An 18,494-nucleotide genomic window follows, 5' to 3' on the forward strand; every position below is an offset into this window, starting at 1 on the left:
TCAGTCAGGTAAAAGGCGAACTACAAATCCGGTCATTTAGTCATCTGATGACTGAAGGATAACATTGTAAAAGTAAGAATGCAATACAAGGATGTACAGACGGGTTGTCAAATCGATTTTTGTCAATCCACCTCTTTTATCATAGATAAGTGTTAGGAGAAGAAAGCCGACAGGACAACAAAAAACCCCCAATCCATGTGGAAAGTGGAATGGGGGGATTAAACATGAATCAGATGGATGAAAGTTTACAAATCAGCTAGAGGATTTGTATTTTCTTGGTTAAAGGAAGCTTGTTTGCGATTCATATATAGATAAAAAGGTACTCCTGAGAGCATAAGCAGAAAACCATACATGACAGTTTGTGCTCCCGATCCGTAAATAGCCCAAATCGTATAAATGAAGGCTAATAGAGGTGCAGCAAAACGCAGTATGAAACCTCCTATTTTTATTTTCTGTTGTGTTCTCTGTGCCAGCATAATTTCAGATGCTGCTGTAAAGGCGTAAACAGGCAAATATGAAAGTGTGGCTAGTAAGGTTACAAAATTAAAAGCTGAGCTGAGACTTTTGGTATAATTCATCAATAATAGCAAGTTGGCCAGCAGAGAACCAATGATGAGGGCCATATAAGGTGTATGGAAAGTAGGGTGCACTTTGGCAAAAATCTTTGGAAAAACACCATCTTCGCCAGCAGCATAGGCTACTCTTGCTGTGGAAAGCAGCCATCCTACAGTGGTCCCGAGTACACTGATGATAGCCCCAAATGTAATGATTTCACCCACTGTATGACCAAGAAATTTTTCCATAATATCTGCAATGGGAGCGCTACTATTGGCTAATTGTGTTTCATTCATAGCACCCATAGCAAATAGATTAATAGCCATATAAAGTAAAGTTGCAATGGCAATGCCAGCGATTGTGCTTCGAGCTACATTCTTTTTCGGATTGCGAATTTCACCTGCTGCAACAGTAGCGCTCTCTAAACCTATAAATGCCCATAAAGTATAGGATGCCGCGTTAGATGTGGTACTGAGTCCTTTGTGAACAGGGAACAAAGGTAAAAGATTGTTAGCGTTGAAATGAATTGATGCAACGGCAATAAAACCTAGGAACAATAGGACCTCGAAAATGGTAATCACCGTCTGTACTTTGCCGGCTAGACGTACACCAAGCAAATTAATGATAGTGAAAATCCATAGTATAGAACTTGTGAATAGAAAACCTAACCAATGAGACGTTTGTAAAGCTGGCCAGAAACTGCTTGTATAACTGGCAATGGCCAAAATGACTGCAACATTGCCAATCCAGGATCCATTCCAATAAAGCCAGGCATTAAGAAAGCCTGTAAATCCACCAAAAGCCTGTCGAGAAAACTCGTATGGACCGCCGCTGCGTGGATACCGAGTGCCTAATTTTGCAAAAGACAAAGCAAGCAATAGAGAACCTGCTCCTGTCAATATCCAAGCCAAAAGAATAGCACCAGGGCTGGATTTTTGTGCCAGTGTCGCTGGTAACATAAAAATCCCTGAACCCATCATGTTGCCCGTCACTAATGCTGTTGCTAAGACAATTCCCAGTCCTTGATACAATGTTTTAGATGATGGTTTGGACAATGTTTTCACTCCTTTCCGATTGAATAATTATGCATATATATGAAATCAAAATCAATGGATATGAAAGCACTATCACGTATTAAGGCTTTAAAAATCTAATAAAAACATAGGATTTTTGTCTGTATCTCCGTACTTCAGCTGTTTGAATTTTTTTATTTTAATATAATTATGCAAATATTTGAATTTTTATTATATCGAATGCTGAAGCTTAGAAAGAATGGGAATCTTTCAATGCACATCAAACTGCTCAATTTTTACAAGCCCGATAATTGCGTTATCATGGAATGAGAGACATAAGCACTATATAACATCATCAATGTATTCTTTCATTTGAGCCCAGGAAAAACATAAAATCAACTTTCTATTTTTTTACAAGGCGAGGTGCTAACTCATGAAATCTACCTATTCATTATTTATTGGTGGCGAGTGGAAAGAATCTGTTTCGAAGCGTTGGATGAACGTAATCGACCCTGCAACAGAGGAAGTGATTGCACAAGTTCCAGATGCGGTTGCTGAAGATATTGCATTAGCTGTCAACGCTGCCGAGAAAGTGCAGCCTGAATGGGGAAATACTGTGGCTTCTGAACGCTCCAAAATCCTTCTGGAGGCGGCTCATTTGATGCGGCAGCGGATAGACAAGTTGGCTAAAATTTTAACCAGTGAGGAAGGTAAGCCGCTGGCTGAAGCGCGCGGAGAAATTGCTTATGCCGCATCATTTTTAGAATGGTTTTCTGAAGAAGCAAAAAGAATTTATGGCGATCTCGTTCCGTCCAGTTCGGCTAGCAAACGGATTTTGGTAATCAAACGTCCTGTCGGTATTTCTGCCGCCATTACACCATGGAATTTTCCTGCTGCTATGATTACACGGAAACTTGGACCTGCGCTTGCTGCTGGTTGTACGATGATTGTGAAACCTTCCGAACTGACCCCATTGACTGCTCTAGAAATGGCTAGCATTTTTGAGGAAGCCGGATTACCCAAAGGGGTACTTTCTGTAGTTGTTGGCAGCGACGCTTCTCAGCTAGGTGAAGCCATCATGAGTGATTTTCGAGTACGAAAAATTTCATTCACAGGGTCAACAGAAGTCGGGAAAATTTTAATGCGCCAAGCAGCCGATACCATGAAACGGATTTCACTTGAATTAGGTGGACATGCGCCGTTCATTGTTTTTCCCGATGCCGATCTCGACGCTGCAGTGGAAAACGCGGTACTTTGTAAAATGCGCGGTATGGGAGAAACATGTGTTTCAGCAAATCGATTTTACGTTCATCAGGACATTCTTGAGCAGTTTGTCAAAAAAATGGTAGAGAAAATGAGTCAGATGAAAGTGGGCAATGGCTTGCAGGAAGGAATATCTGTGGGGCCGCTCATCGAACCTGCTGCAGTGGAGAAAGTGGAACGGCATGTTCAAAACGCTGTTCAGAAAGGTGCACGTTTATGGCTTGGTGGGAAGCCTTTAGAAAATACTACTGGGTATTTTTATCCTCCAACGGTTTTATCAGAGGTAAAAGAAGATATGCTCATTATGCAGGAGGAAACCTTTGGACCTGTAGCCGCGATTACTTCTTTTGCGACCGAAGAAGAGGTTATAGCTCGTGCCAATGATAGTCGCTATGGACTGGCAGCTTACTTCTTTACTCGTGATGTTGGCCGCCTGTTTAGAATGGCTGAGCAATTGGAATATGGGATTATGGGAGCAAATGACGGCATGCCGTCTACTGCGCAAGCTCCGTTTGGTGGTGTCAAGGAATCAGGACTTGGAAGAGAAGGAAGTAAATATGGAATTGAAGAATATTTAGACATCAAATATTTGTCAGTCGGTTTATGATGGATCGATTGAAGAGTTAAAATTCGATAGGGATGTTCACCAATGGATGAAGAAGTTGTTGCGAACAGGCGGCTGAATCAAATGATAGTTGAGGCGGCATGAAAAGTGCTGCTTCTCTTTTATTGTGGGGGGATTTATATCGTCTGGGAAGTTTTGAATATCATAGGTACTATCTCATTTGCGATCAGTGGTTCAGTAGTAGCAATAGAAGAACAATTTGATCTACTGGGTGTGTTTGTACTCGGTTTTGTGACCGCCTTTGGCGGTGGCATGATACGAAATCTTATTATAGGTTTGCCTGTAGCGAATATATGGCATCAACCAGGACTGTTTCTTACGGCTACTCTGACTATTTTGTTGATTTTTTTTCTGCCTTATCACTGGTTACGCCACTGGAAAAGGATGGGCGGCTTTTTTGACGCTTTGGGTCTATCTGCTTTTGCTATAGAAGGAGCAATCTATGCGCATGACGCACACAGCACTTTGACGACAACATTGATTGCAGCAGTCATGACAGGAATTGGTGGAGGAATCTTGCGAGATGTCCTTGCCCGTCGCAAACCACTGGTATTTCAATCGGAAATTTATGCTTTGTGGGCTTTGGCAGCCGGAGCTTGTGTAGGCTTGGGACTTGTACCGAATGCTGCCTTACAATATGTATTATTTGTTATAGTAGCTGTTTTGCGCATTGTTTCGCTGCGTTTTGGCTGGCACTTGCCTCAGAAGTGGTTGTCCAATCCTCAAGACCAGGTTGAGAGTGGAATAGAGTAAAAAGTGGTTCAGAGTTTCATTGCAGAATGACTCTTTGCTGAGATGGAATAACATTTTTTCTTAATCTATGTTAATGATAGCTTGGAAATCAATTGATAACTTTAGAACCAATTCTATTCAAAAAGGATGAGACGGTTGAAAACGCGAGTGACAGAATTGCTTGGCATTCAAATTCCCATTATTCAAGGAGGGCTTGCCAATTTAGCCTATTCCGAATTGGCTGTTGCAGTTTCGAAGGCTGGAGGTCTGGGACAGATTACCGCAACCTCCTTGTCTTCCGCAGAAGATTTGAGGAGAGAAATACGCAAAACGAAGTCTGCCACGGAACGACCTTTTGGCGTAAATCTTGCCATTAGTCAGCACAAGTCAATCGATGCCATGGTTGAGGTTGTGATTGAGGAACAAGTAGCTGCAGTTTCTCTTACAGCAGGAAATCCAGAACCCATATTAAAAAGATTGGCAGATACGTCCATTAAAAGATTGGTTTTGGTTAGCTCAGTTCGTCAAGCTCAAAAAGCAGAAGCACTTGGTGCAGATGCTGTGATGGCGGTTGGGCAAGAAGGAGGAGGACACATTGGCCGTGTTGACACGGGAACCTTTGTGCTTATTCCTCGTGTAGTAGAATCAGTTCGTATTCCAGTTATCGCTAGCGGTGGTATTGCTGACGGACGTGGTTTTCTGGCTGCACTTGCGCTTGGAGCGGACGGTATTGAAATGGGAACTCGATTTATTGCCACCCAAGAATGCATAGCTCATCATGCGTACAAGGAAGCTATTGTGCAGGGTGGCGAGGAAGATACTGTGATTATCAAACGTTCATTGAATATGCCTGGACGTGTACTGCCTTCATTATGGGTAGAAAAAATATTGGAAGAAGAAAGAAAGGGAACTACACAAGAAGATATTTATCCGCTGATTTCAGGGGAAAGAAATCGTAAAGCCATTATTGAAGGTCGATTGAATGAGGGATATGCATGGGCAGGACAATCTATGGGGTTAATTCATAACGTGCCCACAGTTGCAGAATTGTTTGAAGAGATGTTATCCACCGCTGGTTTCGCTTTGAAACGGATCGAGAAAATGAATTTTCCTGTCTAGGATAAAGGGTATATGAATTTTGTCCTTAGTTTTTTTCTTCAGCATATATATCCAAAAAGAGGAGGTGTAGTCATTTCAAAATCTTTCATGCCAGTGGATTAAGGGGAGGAGTAGAATGGAAAAACATGAATTAGATAGAAGTGCAGTTGGTTTTTGGCAATTAGCCTACCAATCTATCTCGCTCGTTTCTCCGGCTGGAGCTATGGCTGCTACAATGACAGGTGCAGCCGTATATGCACAAGGAGCCTTACCCCTGACTTACATTATTGGATTTATAGCAGCTGCTTTTTCTATTAACACAACTGTACAATTTTCTAGGAAATTGGCTAGTGCAGGTGGATTTTATGCCTACGCCAGTCATGGAGTAGGGCCACGCTACGGTATTTTGACAGGTTGGCTCTTCATACTTTCTTATTTTACAGTTGTGACGAATGGATCGCTGTTTGCTGGTGCTGTTTTTATCCCGGGGCTGATTCAGCTTCTCTTTCATATAGTTATGCCACAATGGATTGGCTATCTTATCACACTAGGTTTTATCGGTTTTACTTATTATTTTGCATGGGCCGGTATTAAACCTTCACTCAAGTACAGTTTATCCACCGGCACATTGGAAATTATCTATTTGCTCGTGATTGGCATAGGATTGATAATTGTAGCAGGCTCACATAACACAGGAACGGTCTTTATCACGCCACATCTAGCTAAAAATGGTTGGAGTGGTGTGGGTATTGGTATGATTCTTGCCCTTTTTTCCATGTCGGGTTCGAGTGGTGCCGTCGCTCTTGGAGAAGAAACTCAATCACCGCAGCGTACCATTACTCGCGCGGTACTGACAAGTTTTGCGTTTGTAGGGGTACTTTTTGTACTTCTTGCTTATGCACAAACGGTTTCTTGGGGTCCTGATAAGATGACTTCGTTTGCCAATGCTTCCGTACCGGGCGTGGAATTAGTTATGGATCATTTTGGAATTATTTGGGCTGTTATCCTGGCTCTTTTTGTGATTAACAGTTTTCTTGCGGGAGCTTTGGCACCAGCAAATTCTGCCGTACGGATGCTGTATGCTTATGCTCGTGATGGAGTGATTTTTCCGTCTTCGTTTTCACGAATTCATCAAAGAAATCGCTCTCCATATGTTGCAGTTCATTGGATGATGTTGGTTGCCACACTCGTCACAATTGTTTTTGCGGCTATTTTTGGTCCTTTCAACGGATTTTTAGTAATGGTTACGATTTCGAGTGTAGCACTCTATGTAGGGCATTTACTAGCAAATTTGGCGGTTACAATGTATTATCTGCGATTACGTGAATTTCGTTTGATTTGGCACGGCATTATCCCTAGCTTGGCGAGCATACTCGTTTTATTTGGTATTTATTTCACGCTCGTACCAATGGTTTATCCTGTCATCTTGGCTCCAATCGTCACTCTCGTTTGGCTCATCCTTGGCTGGATTTTTATTGTGCGTCAATCGCCAGACCAAATTGCTAAAGCTGGGAAATTTACAGTCTAATTCATTGTGGCGCTAAGTTTTATTAAAGTCTGTTGAAGAGCGATAGATTCGCTCTTTTTTTATTTGAAGCCATCAAGCAGGGGAGAATGGAATGATAAATGGTACAAGCCAGACTTCGCAGAATAGAGCGGAGTTGAATATGGATGACTAAACGCAAAAGATGAAAGGAAATCGCCACTCCAAAAGAACGGGTTTGATGTGAATGATGATGAGGGGTGATGGCGGCATGTGCAGTGAAGGACTGTCAAATTCTTTTATATTCAACGACCGAAATGTTCAGAGAACAGCGTTCAATTGGACTTCAGCGGCCAAAAACGGAATTGGAACGGCTATTCACCAGCCCGAAGACGGTCAATGTCCATCTCATGTATGGTTTACATTAACGGATGGAGTTTTAACTGAAGTATATTATCCAGATGTAGCCCATCCACAGTTACAGCAGCTTGAACTATGGGTAACGGACGGTTCCTCATTTATCGATCGAGAACTTGAAGATATGTATCATGAAACACGTCTCGTGAAAGAAGACGCACTTCTTTATGAGCAAATCAACACGGCAAAAAACGGAAAGTATAAGATAAGGAAAGAATGGATTGCCGATCCCGGTCGAGATACTGTGTTGGTGCACATTCAATTTGAGGCTTTAGTAGGAACAGTTCGGGACTATCAGCTCTGGGTTTGCGCCAAACCTATTTTAGGCGGGAATAGTCTGGATGATGTTGCTACTGTACAGTTAGCAAAGTGTGGGTCTATTCTTGCAGCTTGGGACTGTAACTTTTCCCTTACCATTGGTGCGACACCCTCTTTTCAACGTGTGACAGTCATGGATGGTAGAGCATGGGATACTTTTGCTTCTTCGCGGAGATTATTTGAGTTTCCATCTCAATGCGGTTTGATAGGTGGTAATGTTGTACATCTTGGTATGATTCAATGGGATGGGGACGGTTCTTTTTCTAGTCTTACACTTGCTCTTAGTTTTGCTCAGCAAATGGATATTGCCAAACAAATGTTAGACGAATCGTTGTCATATTCCTTTTCGGACTTGAAGAACCAATACGAACAAGGCTGGCGTGCATACGTTAAGAATTTACGACCGCCAATCGTCGCTCATCGTCAACAGTATTATGCGGCTGCCATGGTCATACGGGCGCATGAAGATAAGCAGCAACCGGGTGCTATTGTCGCTTCATTAAGCATTCCGTGGGGTACACATTTACCGGCAGATCGACCCATAGGAGGCTATCATCTGATTTGGCCGCGTGATTTGTGTGAAGTGGCGTCTGCACTGGTTTTAATTGGTGATTATCCAACAGCTCAACGAGTTCTGGCTTATTTGGATGAAGTTTTGCAAAGGCAAGACGGTTCTTTTCCACAGAATGCCTGGTTGGACGGGAGTCCTTACTGGACTGGTCAACAGTTAGATGAAACAGCTTTCCCCATTCTTCTAGCCTATCAACTGCAAGCGATGCATCGTTACGAATCGCTTGTGAAACCGGCTGTCGAATATCTACTAAAACATGGACCGATAACAGAACAAGAACGTTGGGAAGAAAATAGTGGATATTCGCCTTCTACTTTAGCTACGCTGATTGCTGCTTTGGTGGTTGCAGCAGAAATGGCCTATCAAGCTGATGATAAAGAGTTAGCGATTATCTGTCTGAAAAAAGCAGATGAGTGGGAGAATCATATAGAATCATGGACACTTTCCCGAAAGGGAACGTTGGCCAATCATCCCTATTATATTCGCATCAGTGATTCACCAAATCCAGATGATGGTCATTGGATTGAATTGAAAAATGGTGGTGGATGGCATGAAAAAACGGCTGTAGTAGATGCTGGTTTTCTTGAATTGGTGAGATTAGGGATTCGCCCTGCCGACGATCTTTCTATCGTTCAATCGCTCAACGTGATCGACCAAAAACTTATCTATCATTCGCCTTCTGGTCCATTATGGCGACGCTATAATGGGGATGGTTACGGAGAATATGAAGATGGCCGCCCTTATGATGGAGCTGGCAAAGGCAGGCCATGGCCACTTCTTTGCGGAGAACGTGGCGAGTATGAAATAGCATGGCTGTCGTCTCAACGACGTCATTCACCTCCAAATTTCTACACCCCAATGAAATTACTGCGAGTTATGGAGAACTCTGCGAATGAAGGTAATCTGATACCAGAACAAATTTGGGATCAGGATGAATTGCCATTACGCGGATTACGAAGAAATGCTGGCACAGGTTCAGCTACACCACTGATTTGGGCTATGGCGCAATATCTTCGACTTGCAGTTTGTATAGAAGAGGAACGGGTAGTAGAGATGCCTGAGGCTGTTAAAAAACGTTATATTGACCGTCAATATCCAGCCTCTCAGATTCCACTCAGTCTGCACCCCATCTCCATAATAGATAGTGAAACGGAAAGTATATTTTTGATTCAAGGTAGAACTGAGGCAGGTGTTACGGTTGTTGTATTACATCATGATGAACGATTTTCAACAGTAGCAGATACGGAGGGAAACTTTAGTTTTCATGTCCCTGTGCGTATGATGGGGCAACACCAAATGGACATTATGGCTTGCAATCGGTCTTACTCGTTAGCAAGTCAACGTATGACTGCCTGGTATCGACCTACGCATTACTATACATGGACCAATCCTGACTCTCGCTTAGAAGTACCTATTCTTTATCCTACTCAGCCAGTATTTCACTCCGGTGATTTTCAATTACTCAGTGTGGCTGTTGGGGCAGATAAGCAAAGAGCGTATTTCGATGTAGAACTTGGGCATCTTGATAATCCTTGGTTGGGTCCAAGTGGAATCAGTAAACAAGTTATAGATATCTACATCGATATGGACGGTCAGAACGGCTCAGGACAAATATGGACGAAGGATTTGCAAGTATGTTTTGCGCCAGAATGCGGTTGGGAAAAAATGATCCGCGTCACTGGGAATTGGCATGCGGATAGTGGTCTTTACAATTGCGATTGGTCATATTCTTGCAAGGTTGATATTTGGGTAGAAGATACAAGTCGCACAATTCATATAGCCATTCCATTAGAAAAACTAGGTGGAGTTCCCAATAAGGGATGGGGCTTCATGGTTTTCATAGCCGGTGAAGAATATGGAAGGATTCGACCTGTGCGCAAAGTGCCAGGAGATTGGCATTTTGGCGGTGGGAAAGATGAGGTTTGGGGTCCTCAATTTGTTGATTGGCTCGTACCGACGAATTCCTTCTCTGGGTCAACCTTTTCTGCCTTGCCTATGTTGCGTATTGGATGAAACCAGGAAATCTTGAAAAGAAGCAAGCAGCCTTCGGCAACAAGGATAACCAGAGGGCTGCCCTCTTTATCTCTTAATTACATCTGAATATTTTTTTGTGTTAATAGAATAATTATTCATAATATCTGAAAAATATTCATAATGAAGTTTATGCTTGAACACCCAATAATATGAAAACGCATTCATGACATAATGTCTAAAAATGCTTTTCTTACAAGGTTTTTGACCAAACGGTCGGGAGATAGATCAGCCTCATCCATTAAAAAATATCTGCTATGCACCTCTAAACGAGAGTAAATAAACATGCATCTGCATATATAATCCCGTGACCAATTCATAGTTGATGTAGGAGTGAAACGAGTGCTTAAGGATCAAAGAGGATGTAAAGAAGAACAATGGAGGCGATTTTGGAACGTCGATCGTATTCGCTTGATGTGTAAAGATGCTTCGACATTATTTGTTTATTGGGAAGTTAGTTCACTGCGTAAACAAATTATCTCAGAACATTTCGAATCCCGATGGGATCAGCTTCCTTTTTACTTACTACTTCACGATGTCACCGATATGCTTTTTGAAAAAAATGTTCCGCATTCTACTCAAGTGATTGCCGTTCAACCCGACTCAGAAAACTGGTATATCCATCCTGTCCTTGCGAATCGTTCTTACTTGATACAGTTATGTACTGCGACTAAGGAAGGAGAATTTTTTTCTATACTTCAATCGAATTCTGTTACCACACCACGTGTTGCTTCAGTAAGCGACAAACCCTCAGTCTGTTTCCGGCGACCGATAAGGCAAGAGAGAACAGTTCAAGAGAATGCTGTTACAGATGTTGGCCCATATTCCTTTCCGTATTTTGGGGAATTTGATGGATATACTGTCAATTTCGCAAGCCGGGGGTGCATACATGAGTAAAGGATATGTGGCCCTTGTATTGCATGCTCACTTGCCATTTGTTCGTCATCCTGAAAGTGAGACTTATTTAGAAGAGCGATGGTTATTTGAAGCCATTTCCGAAACCTATATCCCGCTGTTACAAGTGCTTCTGAAATTAGCTTCTGAAAGGGTTTCTTATCGAATTACCTTTTCGCTCTCGCCTACCCTTCTAACTATGTTGGATGATTCGCTTTTACAGAATCGTTATAACCAATATTTGCTAAATATGATGGAGTTGGCCGAAAAAGAAGTAAAACGCACACAGGGCGACACAGATTTTTATCCACTCGCCTTGCATTATCGTCAAAAACTTTACGATATCTACCAGTTTTATCACAAATGCAAAAAAGATTTAATTTCTGTGTTTCGATCGCTGCAAAATGGTGGATATCTTGAACTGATTACTTCGGCCGCAACACATGCTTTTTTACCTCTGCTAGCGACAGAAGAAGCGGTAAGAGCACAGGTAGTAACGGGAATTGAGGTCTATGAGCATTATTTCGGCTGTAAACCGCCGGGTATTTGGCTACCCGAATGTGGTTATTTTGAAAAGTTAGAGAATATCTTGAGTGATTTGGGTATCCGATATTTTATCACTGATACACACGGACTAATAAATGCAGAGCCGGTTCCGGTCTTGGGAACGCTCTCTCCGGTTTTAACACCGAGCGGTGTAGCGGTTTTTGCCCGTGACCGTTCCTCATCTCAGCAAGTTTGGAGTTCTATAGACGGGTATCCAGGAGATTTCGATTATCGAGAATTCTATCGGGATATAGGGTTCGATCTCGATTTAGAAACTGTGAAACCTTACATTCATCCTGAAGGTATTCGTGTCGATACGGGTTTTAAGTATTATCGCATAACCGGAAATGGAGCAGAAAAAGCGCCTTATCGTCTCGATTGGGCAAGAGAAAAGGCAGCCCTACATGCCAAGGATTTTATAATGAATCGACAAAAACAGGTTGAGAACGCGTTATACCATATGGGACGAAAGCCAATGATTGTTGCCCCGTTTGATGCAGAGTTGTTTGGCCATTGGTGGTATGAAGGGCCGCAATGGATCGATTTTTTGCTTCGTAAGATACATTTTGATCAAGATGTGTTGGAAACTGTTACACCCTCACAATATCTAGATTTTTATGATGACTTTCAAGAATGTCGATTGTCCATGTCTTCTTGGGGTCGTGGGGGATACGCAGATGTTTGGTTACGTGGGGAAAATGATTGGATTTATCCCGCACTCCATTTTGCTGAGGAAAGAATGGTACAGATGGCCAATCGGTTTTGGCAACCTACAGCAGAGGAGAGGCGCGTCTTACAGCAGGCTGCCCGGGAATTGATGCTGGCACAAAGCAGTGATTGGGCATTCATTATGGACAACAAAACCGTAGTGGATTACGCGGTTCGCCGCACAAAGCAGCATGTATCACGATTTCACCAACTTTGTGACATGCTTGCCTCAGGCACTTTCTCATCTGACGAGGTACTTCCATTGGAAAAGTTGGATGCCATTTTTCCCAATATAGACTATCGTCATTTTCAGTCTAAAAACAAATTTTTGGCAAAAGAGAAGTTGGAAGTCAAACGACTCAGAGTATTAGTCTTGTCGTGGGAGTTTCCACCATTGACTATTGGTGGACTATCCAGACACGTTTACGATTTAACGCGTCACTTGGTTCAAACAGGTTGGGAAGTTCACGTGGTAACTACAGAAGTTGACTCTTGTCCCAATGAGGAAAAAGTAGACGATGTTTATGTTCACCGTGTACGAGTGCAAAAACCGGATGGAGGTTCATTTTTACACTGGGTTTTCCAACTTAATCTAGCGATGCTTGATACGGTCTCTCACCTTGTTCAAAAAGGTTTGTCGTTTGATCTCGTTCATGCTCATGACTGGCTGGTTTGTCGAACTGCCTCAGCAATCAAATCACTTTACAATCTGCCACTCATTGTCACGATACATGCCACTGAACACGGGCGCAACCAGGGAATTCACAATGATGTCCAGCGACATATCCATCAACTTGAACTGCGGCTTGTCAATGAAGCAGAGAAAGTCATTGTATGTAGCGATGCAATGCGTTCAGAGGTCAGGTCGCTTTTTGGCCTGGAAGAAAATAGGGTGCAAGTTCTTCCTAATGGAATCGATCCATCATTGATTCAATGGGATATGCATCGAAAGAAGTTTTGTGAAAGGGAAGACGTTGTGTTTTTTGTAGGAAGACTGGTGCGTGAGAAAGGTGTGCACTTGTTGCTTCACGCAGCTTCACGATTGTTTGTTCAATTTCCTAAGATGCGCTTGGTCATAGCTGGACAGGGACCAATGCGCGAAGAATTAGAACAACTGGGCATTCAACTTAAAATTATCAATCGAGTGTCTTTTCTTGGATTTATCTCAGACGAAGAACGCAATCAAATGTACGCAAAATCAAAAGTTGCTGTTTTCCCAAGTCTCTATGAGCCATTTGGCATTGTAGCGTTAGAAGCTATGGCAGCGGGTACACCAGTGATTGCAGCCTCAGTAGGAGGACTGCGCGATGTTGTCCAACACGAGATAAATGGATTAACAGTATTCCCTGATAATGTAGATTCACTGCACGATCAAATCGCTTTCCTTTGGTCCAATCCAGAATTAGCGGAGCAACTGAGTATGAACGCTAGTCTTCAAATACAAAAGTTTAACTGGGATCAAATTGCGAAGAGCACCTCAGATATATATTGCGAAGTATTGCGTGAGTGGAAAGGTTGGGTTGCTGATGAAAGCAGTAATCATGGCTGGTGGCAAAGGAACGAGATTACGTCCGTTGACGGCGCGATTTCCCAAACCAATGGTGCAATTATTGGGACGTCCCTGTATTGAATATACACTTCAGTTGTTGAAAGAGCATGGAATTACTGAGATTGCTATAACAATTCAATATCTGTCAAGTGTAATTCGGGATTATTTGGGGGACGGTTCGAAGTACGGCGTACGCCTGCACTATTTTGAAGAGCATAAACCTATGGGAACAGCTGGTGGCGTGCTGAATGCCAAAGAATTTCTCGACGAACGATTTCTTGTTATCAGCGGGGATGCTTTGACAGACTTCAATCTAAGCGAAGCTATGGCTTTTCATGAGAATAAGAGGGCACTGGCAACTATAATTTTGACGCAAGTCGAATCACCTTGTGATTTCGGTGTTGTTTTAACACAAAGCGATGGGAAAATTTTGCGTTTTCTTGAAAAACCAAAATCAAACGAAATATTCACCAATACCGTAAATACTGGAATTTATGTGTTTGAAAAAGAAATTCTGAATTGGATACCGAACAATGTTTCTTACGACTTTGGAAAAGAATTATTTCCTCGTCTCGTTGCAGAAAATGTACCTTTTTATGGATATTCTTTAGACGGATATTGGTCAGATGTTGGTAGCCTTCATCAATACAGACAAACTCAGATTGACATGTTAAGCGGCAAAACTTCACTTCGAGTAGGTGGAGAATATTTGGGAAACGGTGTTTGGATGGGTCAGAATGTTCAATTGCATACTGATGTCAAGTTGAATGGTCCAGCATTTATTGGTGATGGTACGATCATTCAGTCAAAAGGGCAAATTGGACCATATACCGTGATCGGACATAACACAATGATTGGAAAGAGTGTTCAAATTGCAAATAGCATCGTATGGAATAAAGTAGAAATTGGTGATTCGTCCGTTATCTCCGGTTCTATGCTCGGAGATGGGACAAAAATTGAACCAGGTGTCATACTGTTGGGCGGCACAATTTGCGCGAGTGAAGGTAGTCGAGGAATAACGAGTACAGGGAAACGGGCAGGTTGGTCAAAGTCTTCCTTATCTGCAGATTCAAGTCAATTGCAAGAGTTCTGGCAAGTACCAAGTTCAGTTTAACACAGATAGAACTATGCATAGGAATCCATACTCGATAAAAATGCCTGGACAGTAGAGTCCAGGCGTTTTTGATGGATTGACAAGCTCTACTTGACAATCTTTTTTATGAATTCTAATATTTCTGATATCAGAACCGAATACCGGAATTTGTGTTCCCTATTTCGGAACGATTGGAGGGAGGGGCTTGCATCAAAATCAAACGCTTATCAAATCCATGGAGGTATTGCGACTCTTTGAACAGTACGAAAGTCTTACTCTGACAGAAATCGTAGAAATGTTGGGACAACCAAAAACAACTGTCTATCGTATGGTAAGTTCGTTGCAAAGTATGGGATGGATATCCCGACGTAAAGACAGTCGTTATGAACTTGGCTTGCTTTTTGTGCACTATGGGCAGCTTGTCTTGGAGAGACTGAATATTCGCGATTTGGTATTGCCAGTTATGCGTCAATTGAGTCATCAGTTAGGGGAGACGGTTAATTTAATTGTTCGAGAAGGATTAGAGGGTGTCTACATAGAGAAAGTGGAAGCAGTTCATCCAGTCCGAATTTATCATCAACGTCCGGGCGATCGCGTTCCACTTTACGCAGGTGCTTGCCCACGGGTTCTATTATCCTTTTTACCGGATGAAGAAGTGGCAGAATACTTGAGGCATGTTGAACTTCGCCCATTTGCTAGTGGCACTATCACAAAAATTCAAGACTTGCAAATGACCATTATAGAATCCCGACGAGTCGGCTATACCATCAGCCACGCTGAACTGGTAGATGATACCTCAGCGGTTGCTGCCCCAATTTTTAATCATTTGGGAGAAGTGGTAGCTGGATTAAGTATAGCAGGACTGACAAGTCATTTTTCTGACGAACGCTTACCTAATCTAACGATGAGTGTACGTCAAGCTGCCAAAGAATGTTCGTGCTTACTTGGCTATCCAGAAAGAGAGAGCCAGCTAGAACGTTTAAATGGGTAAAGCGTTGCCTCAGTAGGATGTATGGTGTTTTCTGACAACTTGCGAGGGGGAAATAGGATGGTATTGATTGGAGTAGCCGTTGTCATGGTGGGATTCTTCATTCGGCTTAATCCGCTTCTGGTAGTGACAATTGCTGGAATTGTCACGGGATTTCTTGCACATCAGTCCTTATACAATATTTTACGATCCATCCAATGTGACGATGGTTGCGCTAGCAGTAGCGACGTTTATTGCTCTGTTGGTAGGACTTGGCATAACACGGAGCAATTCTATCACTTCATTGAGAGAGTCTCGTCGTCTACTTGAGTCGATTGGGTGGGCTGCCGTTCTTCCACAAATGCTGGCAACTTTAGGTACTCTATTTAACAGTGCGGGAGTTGGAGATGTGGTTGCTAAACTTTTGCATCACGTGATCCCATCTAATTCGCTTTTTTGGGCAGTTTTTGCTTATTGTGTGAGTATGGCACTGTTTACCATGATTATGGGAAATGCTTTTGCTGCTTTTCCGGTGATGACTGCTGGGATTGCTATTCCGTTTATTATTCAACATTTTGGCATTCAAGCTGACCGGATTGCTGCTATTGGCATGTTTGCTGGATATTGCGGAACTTTGATGACACCCATGGCTGCTAATTTTAATATCGTCCCTGCTACCTTACTGGATTTAAAAAATAAATATCACGTGATTAAAGTACAATGGCCAACCGCTGTCATTCTTTTAGCAGTAAATATTGCTCTCATGTATTCTGTTGCGCGTATCTAGCCATCAAGTAAAGAGAGGAACTAAAATGGAAGTCAAGATTGAAGCGTATGGAGATTCCGCACTTCTGGTTAAATTTTCAAGCGACTTTCTTCATTCGCAAAATAGAGTGCGTTTTTTCAGACGGTGTATTGAACGTTCTCTACCGACAGGTTTTCTGGAGTGCGTACCAGGCATGACCGATTTAACCTTTTATTATCAGCCGCTTCAGTACTCCTTTTTTTCAGCACGGAAGGAGTTATTGAGGTGGCTTGCAGAAACGCCAGTCATAACAGAAGAGGATGTACGATTTATTGAGATACCCATATGTTATCATTCTTCTCTAGCGCCCGATCTCGATTTTGTTGCAGCTAGTCATCACCTTTCAACAGATCAGGTTATTGCTTTGCACTCCTCATCCGTGTATGAGGTGCAAATGATTGGATTTGCACCTGGTTTTCCTTATTTATCTGGGCTTCCGGGACAGCTTGCCACCCCTCGGCGTGCAACGCCACGATTAAGAATTTCACCTGGTTCTGTTGGTATTGCGGGAACTATGACAGGAATTTATACGTATGAAACACCTGGAGGATGGCAAATAATTGGCAGAACACCATGGGTACTCTTTGATACACAACGTAATCCTCCTTCTCTTTTACAATTAGGTGACCGTGTTCAATGGCGTCCGATATCGCTAGATGAGTTTATGTCATATATGGAAATGATGAAATAAATGAAAATCATTAAACCTGGTTTACTTACAACTATTCAAGATGCTGGACGGAACGGATGGCAACGTTATGGTGTTGTCGTCGGTGGCGTTATGGACAGTCTTTCTTTTCGGATTGCAAATCGTTTGCTTGGAAATCCTGAAGGTTTAGCTGTTTTGGAAATTACACTGCAAGGACCAACCATCCAATTTGAAGAGTTTACGTATTGTGTATTGACGGGTGCGGATTTGTCTCCTCGTTTAAACTGCCAAACCATTACCTTGTATCGTCCGTTTCCAGTCCATCCAGGAGATGAGTTATCTTTTAATTATCCAAATATCGGATGCCGCACCTATTTAGCGGTATCTGGAGGATTTGTTGTGACGGAAGTTCTAGGCAGTAAGAGTACATATTTACGCTCTGCTATGGGAGGTTATAAAGGGCGAAAATTACAAGAGGGAGATCGATTGCAAACTGGGACTCATGAAGGAATGGATCAGCTCTGTAATTTTTTTCAGTTCTCGCAAACGAAAAGATATCCTTTAGTCAGTCAAACTTTGAATCCTAGTTATCAAACCTACCGCTCCATTCGCTTTCTACCAGGTCCAGAGTGGCATTTATTCAATCACGATGCTCAAAAACAATGGCAGGAACAGAGCTTTTTAGTCATGCCACAATCAGATAGGATGGGTTATCGATTACAAGGACCGCCTATTCAATTAACCAAGGCTGAAGAAATGCTCTCTAGTGCTGTTACTATGGGAACTGTTCAAGTACCCTCTGATGGGCAACCGATTATCCTCATGGCGGACCGTCAGACTACGGGTGGTTATCCTCGCCTAGCCCAAATCATTACTGCAGATTTGCCCGTATTGGCTCAAGTTCGTCCCGGAGACAAGTTACGTTTTCAACTTTGTTCTTTAGAAGAAGCAAGAAGCGCTCTTATGGAGCAGGAACGTCAGTTAGCCAATCTTTTTTGGGCACTTGAGTGGTATAAGAAGTAACATTTTTGTGTTGTCAAATCATAAATCATTCATCCTCTAGCTCTCTCCTTCTAATTTCAATGCGTCCACAGTAAGAAAATGTTTGGTGAAAGTATTTTAAAACTTCCGTCCAAGATGAAAAGTGGATCATGCCAAAAGTACAATTTTGACTATT

General features: G+C 42.4%; 12 protein-coding genes and 2 pseudogenes. 13 read left to right on the plus strand and 1 reads right to left on the minus strand.

Annotated features, from left to right (window positions below; all coding sequences use genetic code 11):
* Positions 1-245: 245 nt before the first annotated feature.
* Complete coding sequence (locus ACOJUR_RS06325; RefSeq protein WP_072873425.1) at positions 246-1,610, minus strand: APC family permease; 1,365 nt, start codon at positions 1,608-1,610, stop codon at positions 246-248.
* Positions 1,611-2,001: 391 nt separating this feature from the next.
* On the opposite strand from ACOJUR_RS06325, the gene ACOJUR_RS06330 reads away from it, so the two are divergent.
* The 13 genes and pseudogenes from ACOJUR_RS06330 to ACOJUR_RS06390 all read left to right on the plus strand — a co-directional run bounded on the left by ACOJUR_RS06330 (position 2,002) and on the right by ACOJUR_RS06390 (position 18,340).
* Positions 2,002-3,438, plus strand: coding sequence for an NAD-dependent succinate-semialdehyde dehydrogenase (locus ACOJUR_RS06330; protein WP_072873424.1), 1,437 nt, complete (start codon positions 2,002-2,004; stop codon positions 3,436-3,438).
* A gap of 138 nt (positions 3,439-3,576) precedes the next feature.
* A complete protein-coding gene (locus tag ACOJUR_RS06335) occupies positions 3,577-4,209 on the plus strand; it encodes a trimeric intracellular cation channel family protein (RefSeq protein WP_306953231.1) in 633 nt (210 codons plus the stop codon).
* A 135-nt stretch (positions 4,210-4,344) separates the two neighbouring features.
* The gene (locus ACOJUR_RS06340) at positions 4,345-5,307 is read left to right on the plus strand and encodes an NAD(P)H-dependent flavin oxidoreductase (protein WP_370541529.1); all 963 of its coding nucleotides are present in this window, start codon (positions 4,345-4,347) and stop codon (positions 5,305-5,307) included.
* Positions 5,308-5,422: 115 nt separating this feature from the next.
* Positions 5,423-6,814: an APC family permease gene (locus ACOJUR_RS06345; protein WP_420949544.1), complete on the plus strand. Its 1,392-nt coding sequence runs from the start codon at positions 5,423-5,425 to the stop codon at positions 6,812-6,814.
* A gap of 226 nt (positions 6,815-7,040) precedes the next feature.
* Complete coding sequence (locus ACOJUR_RS06350; protein ID WP_420949545.1) at positions 7,041-10,088, plus strand: glucodextranase DOMON-like domain-containing protein; 3,048 nt, start codon at positions 7,041-7,043, stop codon at positions 10,086-10,088.
* A gap of 360 nt (positions 10,089-10,448) precedes the next feature.
* Positions 10,449-11,003, plus strand: coding sequence for a DUF4912 domain-containing protein (locus ACOJUR_RS06355; protein ID WP_420949546.1), 555 nt, complete (start codon positions 10,449-10,451; stop codon positions 11,001-11,003).
* The gene (locus ACOJUR_RS06360; RefSeq protein ID WP_420949547.1) at positions 10,996-13,884 is read left to right on the plus strand and encodes a 1,4-alpha-glucan branching protein domain-containing protein; all 2,889 of its coding nucleotides are present in this window, start codon (positions 10,996-10,998) and stop codon (positions 13,882-13,884) included. Before ACOJUR_RS06355 ends, ACOJUR_RS06360 begins: the two co-directional genes overlap by 8 nt.
* On the plus strand, positions 13,781-14,917 hold the full coding sequence (locus tag ACOJUR_RS06365; RefSeq protein ID WP_420949548.1) for a nucleotidyltransferase family protein: 1,137 nt from the start codon (positions 13,781-13,783) through the stop codon (positions 14,915-14,917). Before ACOJUR_RS06360 ends, ACOJUR_RS06365 begins: the two co-directional genes overlap by 104 nt.
* Before the next feature lie 184 nt (positions 14,918-15,101).
* Positions 15,102-15,887 carry an IclR family transcriptional regulator gene (locus ACOJUR_RS06370; protein WP_420949549.1) on the plus strand — a complete coding sequence of 262 codons (786 nt, stop codon included), beginning with the start codon at positions 15,102-15,104 and terminating at the stop codon, positions 15,885-15,887.
* An 84-nt stretch (positions 15,888-15,971) separates the two neighbouring features.
* Positions 15,972-16,016 (plus strand): annotated as a pseudogene (locus ACOJUR_RS06375) (hypothetical protein); the annotation flags it as partial.
* Between the two features lie 55 nt (positions 16,017-16,071).
* A pseudogene (locus ACOJUR_RS06380) lies at positions 16,072-16,650 on the plus strand (5-oxoproline transporter, DUF979 family subunit); the annotation flags it as partial.
* Positions 16,651-16,675: 25 nt separating this feature from the next.
* Positions 16,676-17,359, plus strand: coding sequence for a 5-oxoprolinase subunit PxpB (gene pxpB, locus ACOJUR_RS06385; protein WP_072873415.1), 684 nt, complete (start codon positions 16,676-16,678; stop codon positions 17,357-17,359).
* Positions 17,360-18,340: a 5-oxoprolinase subunit C family protein gene (locus ACOJUR_RS06390; RefSeq protein ID WP_306952939.1), complete on the plus strand. Its 981-nt coding sequence runs from the start codon at positions 17,360-17,362 to the stop codon at positions 18,338-18,340.
* Positions 18,341-18,494: the final 154 nt, after the last annotated feature.

It is taken from the genome of Alicyclobacillus tolerans, assembly GCF_048984885.1.
Taxonomy (GTDB): Bacteria; Bacillota; Bacilli; order Alicyclobacillales; family Alicyclobacillaceae; genus Alicyclobacillus_I; species Alicyclobacillus_I tolerans.

Coding starts and splice junctions, on each gene's coding strand:
- ACOJUR_RS06345 (WP_420949544.1), top strand. CDS start 5,423: ATGGAAAAACATGAATTAGATAGAAGTGCAGTTGGTTTTTGGCAATTA.
- ACOJUR_RS06360 (WP_420949547.1), top strand. CDS start 10,996: ATGAGTAAAGGATATGTGGCCCTTGTATTGCATGCTCACTTGCCATTT.
- ACOJUR_RS06390 (WP_306952939.1), top strand. CDS start 17,360: ATGAAAATCATTAAACCTGGTTTACTTACAACTATTCAAGATGCTGGA.
- ACOJUR_RS06330 (WP_072873424.1), top strand. CDS start 2,002: ATGAAATCTACCTATTCATTATTTATTGGTGGCGAGTGGAAAGAATCT.
- ACOJUR_RS06350 (WP_420949545.1), top strand. CDS start 7,041: ATGTGCAGTGAAGGACTGTCAAATTCTTTTATATTCAACGACCGAAAT.
- ACOJUR_RS06365 (WP_420949548.1), top strand. CDS start 13,781: ATGAAAGCAGTAATCATGGCTGGTGGCAAAGGAACGAGATTACGTCCG.
- pxpB (WP_072873415.1), top strand. CDS start 16,676: ATGGAAGTCAAGATTGAAGCGTATGGAGATTCCGCACTTCTGGTTAAA.